The 11,409-nt window shown below is 65.9% G+C and carries 10 protein-coding genes; 8 read left to right on the top strand and 2 right to left on the bottom strand.

Features of this window, described 5'->3' with window-relative positions; genetic code table 11:
* Positions 1-182: 182 nt before the first annotated feature.
* Positions 183-2,714, bottom strand: a complete 2,532-nt coding sequence (locus KM135_RS19285; protein WP_221715709.1) for a TonB-dependent receptor — start codon at positions 2,712-2,714, stop codon at positions 183-185.
* A gap of 356 nt (positions 2,715-3,070) precedes the next feature.
* Entirely contained in the window at positions 3,071-4,888 is a 1,818-nt protein-coding gene (locus KM135_RS19280; RefSeq protein WP_221715708.1) for a DUF885 domain-containing protein, read from the bottom strand.
* A gap of 107 nt (positions 4,889-4,995) precedes the next feature.
* Here KM135_RS19280 and KM135_RS19275 point away from each other — a divergent pair, with 107 nt between their 5' ends.
* From KM135_RS19275 to KM135_RS19245, 8 genes are all read left to right on the top strand, one after another.
* Entirely contained in the window at positions 4,996-5,655 is a 660-nt protein-coding gene (locus KM135_RS19275) for an HAD-IA family hydrolase (protein WP_221715707.1), read from the top strand.
* Complete coding sequence (locus tag KM135_RS19270; RefSeq protein WP_221715706.1) at positions 5,652-5,921, top strand: hypothetical protein; 270 nt, start codon at positions 5,652-5,654, stop codon at positions 5,919-5,921. The genes KM135_RS19275 and KM135_RS19270 overlap by 4 nt, the downstream gene beginning before the upstream one ends.
* Positions 5,918-6,613, top strand: coding sequence for an ATP12 family chaperone protein (locus KM135_RS19265; RefSeq protein WP_221715705.1), 696 nt, complete (start codon positions 5,918-5,920; stop codon positions 6,611-6,613). The genes KM135_RS19270 and KM135_RS19265 overlap by 4 nt, the downstream gene beginning before the upstream one ends.
* Before the next feature lie 49 nt (positions 6,614-6,662).
* Positions 6,663-7,583: an ABC transporter ATP-binding protein gene (locus tag KM135_RS19260; RefSeq protein ID WP_221715704.1), complete on the top strand. Its 921-nt coding sequence runs from the start codon at positions 6,663-6,665 to the stop codon at positions 7,581-7,583.
* Between the two features lie 89 nt (positions 7,584-7,672).
* On the top strand, positions 7,673-7,906 hold the full coding sequence (locus tag KM135_RS19925) for an antitoxin (RefSeq protein WP_246606364.1): 234 nt from the start codon (positions 7,673-7,675) through the stop codon (positions 7,904-7,906).
* On the top strand, positions 7,903-8,304 hold the full coding sequence (locus KM135_RS19920) for a type II toxin-antitoxin system VapC family toxin (protein WP_343228233.1): 402 nt from the start codon (positions 7,903-7,905) through the stop codon (positions 8,302-8,304). The genes KM135_RS19925 and KM135_RS19920 overlap by 4 nt, the downstream gene beginning before the upstream one ends.
* Before the next feature lie 22 nt (positions 8,305-8,326).
* Positions 8,327-9,931: an L-aspartate oxidase gene (nadB, locus tag KM135_RS19250; RefSeq protein ID WP_221715702.1), complete on the top strand. Its 1,605-nt coding sequence runs from the start codon at positions 8,327-8,329 to the stop codon at positions 9,929-9,931.
* Between the two features lie 386 nt (positions 9,932-10,317).
* The gene (locus KM135_RS19245; RefSeq protein WP_221715701.1) at positions 10,318-11,388 is read left to right on the top strand and encodes a serine hydrolase; all 1,071 of its coding nucleotides are present in this window, start codon (positions 10,318-10,320) and stop codon (positions 11,386-11,388) included.
* The last annotated feature ends 21 nt before the right edge of the window (positions 11,389-11,409 follow it).

Raw genomic sequence — 11,409 nt, 5'->3', positions numbered from 1 at the left:
GCGGCTCAATCCGAGACCACTGCGCATCGGAAAACCAAAAGAAATCAGACATCTCAGCGCCTCCTCGCCAAGACACTGAATCACAATCCGAGCAACGTGGGAATCCAGTTATTGGGTCCGAACCCTAGGCATGGGACGCTTCCGCGCCGGCTCACAGGAACCGGCGCGGGCGCTGAAGGCGATCAGAACTTCTTCGAAAGCTCCACGAACCACTGCCGCGGCGTGCCGGGCTGGCCGTTGACATTGGGGAAGCCGATGTCCTGGTAGATGAAGAAGTTATAGTAATAGCGCTTGTCGAACAGGTTGGTCACGCCGAGCGCGACCGAGACGTCATGCTCCTCGTGATGATAGGTCAGGCGGCTGTTGAACAGCGAATAAGCCGGCTGGTTGTAGGTGTTGCGCGCGGCGCTCGGCTTGATGTCGCCGGTGTAGAACCAGTCGAGACGCGGCGTGACCGTGCCGCCGAGCTGCGGCGCGTCCAGCATGTACTGGATACCGATGGTGCCGTTCCATTCCGGCAGGCCGGCGAGACGGTCGTTGGCACGGGTCGGCAGCTTCAGGTCCGGGGAATCGAACTTGGCGAAGCCGACCGCGGCGTTGATGGCGAGGCCGTCGATCGGGCGGGCTTCCATCTCGATCTCGAAGCCCTTCACCTTGCCCGGCGTGTTGATGAAATAGGTGCGCGGGATGGAGAGGACGCCGATGCCGGCGGCCGGGTTCTGCGCTCCATCGGTCGCGGCATTATATGGCGTCGTTCGGCAGGTCGTCGCGCCCGGGCCACCGGCCGGGAGCGGCACAATCACGCAGGTACCGGGCCGCGCTGCGCCCGCGATCATGTTGATCTCCGCGCCGGTCGTGTTGGTGTAGCGCGACTTGTAGTCGGTGTAGAAGCCGGCGAGGTTCAGCCGCAGCTTGCGGTCGAACAGATCGGCCTTGATGCCGAGTTCGTAAGCCAGCGTCTCGTCGCTGCCGAACGAGACGACCTGCGAGGGCTGTTGCGGACGAGTATTATAGCCCGGCAGGCGCGCGCCGGTCGATGCCGAGGCATAGACCATCAAGTCGTTGCTGAAGGCATAATTGACGCCAAGCTTCCAGTCGAACCGCGTGGCGGCCGGCTTGATCTTGAACGCCGTGTCGCCCTTGGTCAGGTCGAGGATCGGATTGGTGTCGAGCACGTTCGAGAAATCGACATCCTTCTCGTCGTCCGAGTAACGACCGCCGGCGACGATGCCGAGACCGTCGAGCGGCTTGATCGTGACGTTCGCGAACACGGCCTTGCTGAGCGGCGTGTACTTGATGTTCTGGATCTTGAAGAAGGCGCTTTGCGGCGAATAGGTGATGGCGTGCGTGAAGCCGTCGCCCTCGAAATAGAAGCCGCCCGCGACCCAGTCGATCAGGTCGGATTTGCCGGAGAGGCGGATTTCGATGTTCTTGTAGCTCTCGCCGATGTTGAGCAGGGTATGCTCCAGCGTCAGCGGCGATCCATCGATGTCGAAGGCATGATCCTCGGTCATCTTGCGATAGCCGGCGATGGCGGTGAGGTCGATGTCGTCGGTGAGGCCCACGACCAGCTTGGCCGAGACGCCCCAATTGTCGAGCCGGGTGACCGGGCTGAACGATGCGCCGCCGCGATTGGCGCGGCCGTTCCAGAAGGATTCGCCGCCAGTAGTGGTGAGCGGGATAACGACGCCCGCACCGACCGGATCGGTATAGCTGGCATAGGTGGTGAACGGATCGCCGGTCACGAAGCGGCTGTCATAGGTCACGCCGAAATAATTGGCCTGGGTCTGCAGATTGGCGCCGCCGGGGCCGGTCACGACCAGCAGCTTGTCGGCCGGGTTCTCGGAGCGGTCGCGCGTATAGTCGCCGATCAGGGTCAGCGAGACATTATCGACCGGCTCCCAGCGCAGGCTGCCGCGAATGGCGCGGACATCCTCGCCGCCCAGACGGCCAACGGTGCAGTCGTCCGCCTTGAAATTGTTCGCGCTCGTGTTGATCGCGCTCGAATAGGGCAGGCGGCCGGAAAGCGCGCTCGTGCCCTTGCGCTCCATGTCGCAGCGGAAATCGAGCATGCGCTGATAGCCGTCGCGCTTCTTGGAGACGCCCGAGACGGAGAGGCCGAGGTTCGGCGTCAGCGGCACGTTGAAGCCCGCGCGGATGTCGATGCGATTGTAGCTGCCCATCGTCGCCTGCACATAGGCCGATGCTTCGGTGAGACTCGGCGCCTTGGAGACGATATTGACTGCGCCGGCGAGCGAATTGCGGCCGAACAGCGTGCCCTGCGGGCCGCGCAGCACCTCGATATGGTCGAGATCGAGCAGGTCAAAGTTCGAGCCGAGCAGCAGCGGATAATAAACGTCGTCGACATAATAGGCGACCGACGGCTCGGAGCCGAGACTGGTGTCGGCCTGGCCGATGCCACGGATGAACGCGCTGACGCCGGGGCCGAAGGCGCCCTGCACGCGGCGGAACGTCGCATTCGGCACGGCCTGCGAGAGGTCGGCCGTGCTCTTGAGCCCGCGTTCCTCCAGCGTGTCGGAGGTGACGGCGGTGATCGCGATCGGCGTGTCCTGCAGGTTGGTCGCCTGGCGCGTGGCGGTCACGACGATGTCCTGCACGCCGCCGGTTTCATCTTCGGCACTCTCCTGTGCCCAGGCCGGCATGGCCGCCACGATGGACGCGCACGAGGCCGTCAAAAGAATCAGCTTCTTCATCCCAATCTCCCAATTTTTTTCCGCGGGCTCGGCTTAGGCACGAGCATATCCGGCAGAGCGAACGGACGTTCGGATGGGGCGATTAGGGAAAGCGGACAGAAAAAATTGCCCGAGGAGGAATAGGCCGTTGCACTGGCTGGCTGCTCATCGATACTCGCCGCGTTGCCGGAACGGGCGTGGCATTTCTGCCACGGGCGAACGGCTCGGTGCGTGCGACGGGCGGAAAATCGGGGTTGGGAGGGGGCAGAAACGTTGATGACCGTTCGCGACTTTAGCCCTCTCCCGCTTTCGCGGGAGAGGGTAATTGGGCGTGACCGCAATCGCACGCGACCCGTTGGCCCGAGCGTGTGCGGTCCTCAGCTCACAGTCCAGCGCGCCCGCACCTGGCGCTCCAGCACGGCGAGCGGCATCGCGCCGAGGCGCAGCACTTCGTGGAATTGCCTGATGTCGAACTTCGGGTTCTTCTTCGCTTCCTCGCGCAGGCGCACCCAGACCGTGTGGCCGATCTTGTAGCTGCATGCCTGGCCCGGCCAGACGGTGTAGCGATCGATCTCGCCCTGACCGCGCCCGCGCGCAATGCCGGTGGTGGCGAGGAAATAGTCGGTCGCCTGCTCGCGACTCCAGCGCTTGGCATGCATGCCGCTGTCCACCACGAGCCGCGTCGCGCGGAACAGCAGCGACTGGAGATAGCCGACCTGCCCGAGCGGATCGCCCTCATACATGCCCATCTCGTCGGCGAGCTGTTCGGTGTAGAGCGCCCAACCTTCCGAATAGCCCGAGAAGCCGCCGCGCCTGCGGATAAGGGGGATGTCGTCGCTCTCCAGCGCCAGCATCACCTGCATGTGATGGCCGGGCACCGCCTCATGATAGCTCAGCGTGGCGAGGCCGAATTTGGGCCGGTCGAACGTGTCGCGCAGGTTGATATAGTAGATGCCGGGCCGCGCGCCATCGAGCGTGGCGCTTTCATAATAGCCGCCCGGAGCGCCGGCCTGGATCGTCTCGGGCACGCGGCGCACCTCGACGGGCGCCTTGGGCAGAGTCAGGAAGGCTTCCGGCAGGCGCTTGTACATCGCCTTCACCTGATCGTTGAGCACGGCGAGCAGCGCGGCGCGGCCCTCGTTCGTGTTGGGGAAGATCTGGTCGGGCCGCTTGTTGAGTTCGATCAGCCGCTCGCCGACCGTGCCCCGGCTCATGCCCTGGCCCTTGAGGATGGCGTCGATGCGCGCATTGAGCTCGGCGACCTGATCGAGGCCGGTGCGGTGGATCTCGTCGCCGCTCATCCTGACCGTGGTCGCGGCTTCGGCGGCGCCGGCATAATAGGCCTCGCCGTCCGGCAGGCGCCAGCAGCCGGCGTCATGCACGGCCTTGGCGCGCAACTCCGTTACCAGCGCGCGTTGGCGGTCGAGCGCGGGGAAGACCTTCTGCACCACGATCGCCTCGGCCTGCGCGGCGCGCTCGGGTGGCAGGTTGGCGTCCTTGAGCTTGCGGGCGAGGGCGGTGACCATCACCGTGTCCTTCGCCGGCAGATCGCGCGCGGCGGCGAGCAGCTTGAGCGTCGTGTCGAGGATATAGTCCGGCGCGAACACGCCCTTGGCCGCGTCGGCGCGCTGCTGCGCCGTGCTGTCATCCAGCGCGGTTGCGAAGGCATCGAGCCGCGCGAGATAGGCATCGGCTTCGGCCGCATCGCGCACGCGCACTTGCGAGTCCAGAAAGTCGGGAATGTCGCGATACGGGCCGGTGAGCTGGCTGATCGTGTAGGGCGCGAAACGGCCCATGGCGCTGCCATATTGGAAGCGCTCGGCGCCCGCGATCGACCGATTGAGCTGATAGCGCACGACTTCGAGATCGATCTTCGCATGCTCGGAAAGCTTGCTGGCATCGACCTTGTCGAGCTCGGCCAGCTCGCTCTTGGCGCGCTTGAGGGAACGGGCGCGGCCGGCCGGGGAATCATCGTCCAGCTTCGATTTGAGATGCGCGCGCGCCCCGCTGTCGAGGCCGAGGCTGGTCGCCGCCTCGGGAGACTCCTCTATGCGAGTGTAGAAGAAGCGATCGAGTGTGGCGCGGAGGGCCGTGTCGGCGGGATTGGTGCCCGTAGCCTGTGCGGCGAGGCGAACAGGCAAGGTCCCGACGACGGTGGCTGCGGCGGCGCCGAGGACGAAAGTGCGACGATGCATGGGAGACTCCGGAGAATTCAAATGGATGGCAGCGGTGTAGAGCGCCCGCGCGCCGCGTTGCAACCGGAGCTGCTGGAAATCGTACGGCAGGGCGCTATGAGGCGGCCATGACCTTGCGGCTCGCCATTTTCGATTGTGACGGCACTTTGGTGGACAGCCAGCACAGCATCGTCGCGTCCATGGCGGCGGCCTTCGATGCGGTGTCGCTCGCCTGCCCGTCGCGCGAGCAGTGCCTTGCCGTGGTGGGGCTCTCTCTGCCGCAGGCCATGGCGGTGCTGTTGCCCGAGGCGGACGGCGCCTTTCACCACGAAGTGAGCGAGCATTACAAGCGAGCTTTCCAGACGTTGCGGGCCAGTGGCGGGGTACAGGAGCCGCTTTACGACGGTATCGCCGATCTGCTCGATGTGCTGGAAGCCGATGGCTGGCTGCTCGCGGTCGCGACCGGTAAGTCGGATCGCGGCCTGCGCCTCGTGCTGGAGCATCATGGGCTGTTCGGGCGCTTCGTGTCGCTGCAGACGGCCGACCGACACCCGTCCAAGCCGCATCCCTCGATGATCGAGGCGGCGCTGGCGCAGGCCGGCGCCGAGCGCGAGCATGCGGTCATGATCGGCGACACCAGTTTCGACATGCTGATGGCCGGTGCGGCGAGCGTGCGCGGTCTTGGCGTCGGCTGGGGCTATCATGCGCCGGACGAGCTGCACGCGGCGGGCGCGGCGAGCGTGGCGATGGACAGCGCCGAACTGGCTCGCCATATCGGCCTGCCATGAGCGATATCCCTCCCCAGGCCGACCCAGCCGAGGCCGCGCGCCGCGCCGCCGCCGCCAGGCAGCGCTTCTTCATGATCGGCCTCTTCCGCCTGTCCGGCGCGCTGATCCTGATCTTCGGCATCGCCATCGGCATGGAGAAATTTGGCTGGGTTCAGGGCGACAAGGCCAAGTGGATGGGCGTCATCGTCGCCAGTGTCGGCTTCTTCCAGTTCATGATCGTGCCGCGCATGCTGGCCCGCGCCTTCGCGACGCCGAAACAGCCGTGAAGCGCTTCTGGAAAGAAGCGCAGGCGATAGCCGAGCGCGATGGCTGGGCGATCCAGCTCGACGGGCGCCCCGTGCGCACCCCGGCGCGGGCATTGCTGGTCGTGCCCGGTGAGGCGCTGGCCCGCGCGATCGCCGCCGAGTGGGATTCGCAGGGCGAGGAGATCGATCCCCGCGCCATGCCGATGACCGGCTTCGCCAATGCGACGATCGACCGCGTTCTGCCTGCGCTAGGTGATTTCCGGGGGCAGGTCGCCGCTTATGCCGAGAGCGATCTGCTCTGCTACCGCGCCGACGAACCGGCGGATTTCGTTGCGCGGCAAAGCGCGGCGTGGGACCCGCTGCTCGATTGGGCGCGCGGCGCCTATGGCGTCGAATTCGCCATCACTGCCGGCATCCTGCCGGTCGACCAGCCCGCGCGGACGCTGGCCGCTCTGCGCGGCGCGGTCGAGGCGCTCGATCCCTGGCTGCTTGCGGGCGCCGCGACGCTGACCCAGATCGGCGGGAGTCTTGTCGGCGCGCTGGCTCTGCTCAGTGGCGCGACCAGTGCCGAGGCTCTGTTCGATGCCGCCAGCCTCGACGAGCGCTGGCAGGCGGAACAGTGGGGCGAGGACGAGGAAGCGGCCGGGCGGCTCGCTATCCGCCGCGCCGACTTTCTCCACGCGGCAGAATATTGCGCACTCGTCGGTAGCTGACCGCGCGAGGCCCGTTTTCATTGCGAACTGATTGCCCTAGAGCAGCCGCATGACGGACCTAGCCATCGACATCCAGAATCTCAGCAAGACCTATGCGGGCGGCAAGCGCGCGCTCGACGATGTCAGCCTCTCCATCCCGCGCGGCGCCATTTACGGGCTGCTGGGGCCAAATGGCGCAGGCAAATCGACGATGATCAACATCCTCGCGGGGCTGGTGAACAAGACCGGCGGCACGGCGCGCATCTGGGGCTTCGATATCGACGCCAATCCGCGCAATGCCAAGAATTCGATCGGCATCGTCAATCAGGAGATCCTGTTCGATCCGTTCTTCACACCGTTGGAGACGCTGGAGAATCAGGCCGGCTATTATGGCGTGCCCAAGGCCGAGCGGCGATCGATGGAGCTGCTGCGCGCCGTCCATCTGGAGGACAAGGCCGACGCCTATTCGCGCACGCTCTCGGGCGGCATGAAGCGGCGGCTGATGGTTGCCAAGGCGATGGTCCACTCGCCGCCGATCCTCGTGCTGGACGAGCCGACCGCGGGTGTCGACATCGAGCTTCGCCAGCAGCTCTGGTTCTATGTGCGCTCGCTCAACGATCGCGGCGTGACCATCGTGCTCACGACGCACTATCTGGAGGAAGCCGAGGAGCTGTGCGATCGCATCGCGATCATCAATCATGGCAAGCTCATCGCCGACAAGCCGACCCGCGAGCTGGTCAACATGGCGCAGGAGAAAGTGGTCGAGGTGACGGTCGACCGCGACGTCACCGAGCTGCCGACGCACGACCGGTTCGAGAAGGTCGAGAAATCCGGCGAGCGCAGCCTCAAGGTCACTTATCTCAAGAACCGCGCCACGGCGGGTGAAGTGCTGAGCCTGATCCAGAGCCAGGGCCTCGCGATCGTCGATGTCTCCACACACGATCCGGACCTTGAGGACGTGTTCCTGACGCTGACTCGGGCGGCAGCTTGAGGCACGCTGAAGACGGAAAGGCGGCGGGATCGGCGCCGCCGATCATGCGTGTGTTGACATATGCCGTGTCATATGCCAGTGTGCGATGCATGGGCCAGGAACGCCACGTCAAGCTGTTCAAGAACGGCCGCAGCCAGGCGGTCCGCATCCCGCGCGAGTTCGAATTGCCCGGCGAAGACGCAATCATGCGCAAGGAAGACGGACGCCTCATCATCGAGTCCGCGCCGCCCAAGTCCCTGCTCGCGGTGCTTGCGACTCTGCCGGTCATCGAGGAGGACTTTGCACCCGCCGACGACCCGGTTCCCGGCCCAGTCGATCTGTGAGCGATTATCTGCTCGACACGAACATCGTGTCCGCCCTGGTGCGCCATCCGCAGGGCACGGTGGCGGCGCGCATCGGACAAGTGGGCGAGGCCGCCGTTGCCACCAGCATCATCGTGGCCGCCGAACTCCATTTCGGCGCGGCCAAGCGCCAATCGGAGCGGTTGTCCCGGCAATTGGCCGCCGTGCTCGCGGTGCTTCCCGTCCTTCCCCTTTCAGGTGATGCCGACCGGACTTATGGTGAGCTGCGCGCCCGGCTGGAGGCGGCGGGGCGCCCCATCGGCGGCAACGACATGCTGATCGCGGCTCATGCGCTGACGATCGGTGCAACCCTTGTGACGGACAATGTAGGCGAATTCGAGCGGGTCGCCGGCCTGCGAATAGAGAATTGGCTGCGCTAGGCCCGGCAGGATCACAGCTCCCATGACCATCTCCCATCACGACGTCGTCATCATCGGCTCGGGCGCCGCCGGCCTTACCGCCGCGATCAACCTGGCGCAGGATCGCAAGGTGATCGTGCTCGCCAAGGGCGCTCTGGACTCCGGCTCGACCAACTGGGCGCAGGGTGGCATCGCCGCCGTGCTCGATGCGGGCGACAGCTTCGCCGCGCATGTCGAGGACACGATGATCGCGGGCGCGGGCCTCAATGATCGCAGCACGGTCGAGTTCGTCGTCTCCGGCGCCCCGGCGGCGATCGAGCGGCTGGCGGCGCTCGGCGTGCCGTTCAATGACGGCGCGGAGTTCGGCGAGCGCTGGCATCTGACGCGCGAGGGCGGGCACAGTCACCGCCGCATCGTGCATGTCGATGACGCCACCGGCGCGGCAGTGCAGAAGGCGCTGCTCAAGGCCGCGCGCGCCAATCCCAACATCACGCTGTTGGAGAACATGGTCGCCATCGACTTCATCACGTCCCGCCATGGCGAGCGCTACTCGGGTGATGGGCATGTCTGGGGCGTCTATGCGCTCAACCAGAAGGCCGGCCGGGTCGATGCCTTCGTCGCCCGCGCGACAGTCCTCGCCACCGGTGGCGCGGGGCGCACCTATCTGTTCTCGACAGCGCCGCGCGGCGCGACCGGCGACGGGATCGCCATGGCCTGGCGCGCGGGCTGCCGCGTCTCCAACATGGAGATGAACCAGTTCCATCCGACTTGCCTGTACAATCTGGAGGTCAAGAACTTCCTGATCACCGAGGCGATGCGGGGCGAGGGCGGCAAGCTCAAGCTGCCCCCCGGCGTGCCTGGCGGCGGCAAGCGGTTCATGGACCGGCACGACAAGCGCGGCGAACTGGCGCCGCGCGACGTGGTGGCGCGCGCCATCGACCATGAGATCAAGCGGCTCGGCCTCGATTATGTCCACCTCGACATCAGCCACAAAGAGCCGGAATTCATCAAGGAGCATTTCCCGACCATCTATGCGCGGCTGCTCGATCTCGACATCGACATCACGAAGGAGCCGATCCCGGTCGTCCCGGCGCAGCATTATACGTGCGGCGGGGTGGTCATCGATCTCGACGGCAAGACTGACCTGCCGGGACTTTATGCGGCGGGCGAGGTAACCGAGAGCGGGCTGCACGGCGCCAATCGCCTTGCCTCCAACTCGCTGCTCGAATGCTTCGTGTTCGGCGAGGCGGCCGCCAACCATATCCGCGCCAGCTGGGATGCGATGGGCACGCCGCCCGCTATCCGTGCCTGGGACGAAAGCCGCGTCACGGACAGCGACGAGGAAGTCATCGTCACGCACAACTGGAAGGAAATCCGCCGGTTCATGTGGGACTATGTCGGCATCGTGCGCACCACCAAGCGGCTGGAACGCGCCCAGCACCGGGCCGACCTGCTCGCGCAGGAAGTGGACGATTATTACGGCAATTTCCGGGTGACGGCCGACCTCATCGAGCTGCGCAACCTGCTCGAAGTCGCCCGGCTCATCATCCGCTCCGCGCTCAAGCGCAAGGAGAGCCGGGGCCTGCACTATACGATGGACTATCCCGAGATGCTGCCCGAGGCGCTCGATACGGTGCTGGTGCCGTAGAAAACTGTCTTGGGGCCGGCGCGCCCCAGCCGCAAAAAAATGGGGCGCGTGGACCAGACCGCCGCGCCCCGAAGGTCGACCAGGGAGGGAAATGGCGCTGACCATTTCCGGCGGGATGTTGGTGGCATCGCGCTGAGACTGTTGTGTATCCCCGAAGCGGATGGCGCCTTGATCGGGATCAAACGGCGACCCGAAAATGCCGTTCGGTGCAGCGCGTTCCCGGCCAAGTCCCGGCTCGCCGCAAATCGGACTCGTGTCGCCGCACTGGTCTTGCTTGCGTTCGGCGTCTGTTAAGGCTGTTGTGCAAGAACATGCATATGGTTGCTCAGGGTCGTGCAGTGAAGTCCAGGTGGCGTTTGGGGCCGGTTACGATTGCGGCGGGGCTGATGGCCCTCGCTGGTGCCTGTACGGCGATTCCATCGACGCGCTCCATTCCCGTTGCCGCGGCGGCCCCCCTTCCGGTCTCGCCCAAGCCGGAAGCGCCCGCACCGCGAGCCCATCTCGCCGTTACGCAGGCCCGGCAGCAGCCGTCCCCGGCGCTTGTCGCGACGATCCAGACGCTCGGGCGCCAGTTCAACGGCCGCGTGGGCATTGCCGTCCAGCGGGTCGATGCGGGCTGGACGGTGACGCACAACGGTGACCAGCTCTTCCCGCAGCAGAGCGTCTCCAAGCTCTGGGTCGCGATGACGATGTTCGATGCGATCGACCGCGGCAAGGTGTCGCTCGATACGCCGGTGACGATTCGCCCGGGCGACCTCACCCTGTTCCATCAGCCGATCGCCGCGATGGTGAAGGGCGAGGGCTACAAGACCACGCTGCGGGATTTGCTCTTCCGCGCGATGCAGCAGAGCGACAACACGGCGAACGATTCGATCCTGCGCACCGTTGGCGGACCCGAAGCGGTGCGCGGCTATCTGGCGCGGCGCTTCTTCGGCCCCGAGACGATCCGCTTCGGTCCCGGCGAGCGCATGCTGCAGAGCCAGACGGCGGGCCTCACCTGGTCGCAGGACATGGCGATGGGCCGGCGCTTCTACACTGCGCGCGCCAATCTGCCCCGCAGCGCGCGCGAGAAGGCGCTCGACGCTTATCTCGCCAATCCGATCGACGGTGCGGCACCGACTGCCATCGTGCGTGCGCTCGCCAAGCTCAAGAAGGGCGACATGCTCTCGCCGAGTTCCACGCAGGCGCTGCTGGCCATCATGGGCGACGCCAAGACCGGACCGCAGCGCGTCAAGGCCGGCGTGCCGGAAGGCTGGACCTATGTCCACAAGACCGGGACGGGTCAGGACCTGTCGCCCCGCTCCACCGGCTATAACGATGTCGGCATCATGACCGCGCCGGACGGCACCAGCTATGCCATCGCCGTGATGATCGGCGAGACGACGGTGAGCATCCCCGAGCGCTGGGCGCTGATGCAGTCGGTCGCCCGCGCGGTGGCCGCGCTTCACCGGAAATAACGGGCCGCGCGCCGCCGGGCG

Source organism: Sphingobium xanthum, from assembly GCF_019737615.1.
Classification (GTDB): Bacteria; Pseudomonadota; Alphaproteobacteria; order Sphingomonadales; family Sphingomonadaceae; genus Sphingobium; species Sphingobium xanthum.
This window is presented reverse-complemented; position numbering and strand designations above follow the sequence as displayed.

Bases quoted from the DNA above. Each gene is read 5' to 3' on its own strand.
- KM135_RS19285 (WP_221715709.1), bottom strand. From the start codon at position 2,714: ATGAAGAAGCTGATTCTTTTGACGGCCTCGTGCGCGTCCATCGTGGCG.
- KM135_RS19925 (WP_246606364.1), top strand. From the start codon at position 7,673: ATGGGCCAGGAACGCCACGTCAAGCTGTTCAAGAACGGCCGCAGCCAG.
- KM135_RS19280 (WP_221715708.1), bottom strand. From the start codon at position 4,888: ATGCATCGTCGCACTTTCGTCCTCGGCGCCGCCGCAGCCACCGTCGTC.
- KM135_RS19275 (WP_221715707.1), top strand. From the start codon at position 4,996: ATGACCTTGCGGCTCGCCATTTTCGATTGTGACGGCACTTTGGTGGAC.
- nadB (WP_221715702.1), top strand. From the start codon at position 8,327: ATGACCATCTCCCATCACGACGTCGTCATCATCGGCTCGGGCGCCGCC.
- KM135_RS19260 (WP_221715704.1), top strand. From the start codon at position 6,663: ATGACGGACCTAGCCATCGACATCCAGAATCTCAGCAAGACCTATGCG.
- KM135_RS19245 (WP_221715701.1), top strand. From the start codon at position 10,318: ATGGCCCTCGCTGGTGCCTGTACGGCGATTCCATCGACGCGCTCCATT.
- KM135_RS19270 (WP_221715706.1), top strand. From the start codon at position 5,652: ATGAGCGATATCCCTCCCCAGGCCGACCCAGCCGAGGCCGCGCGCCGC.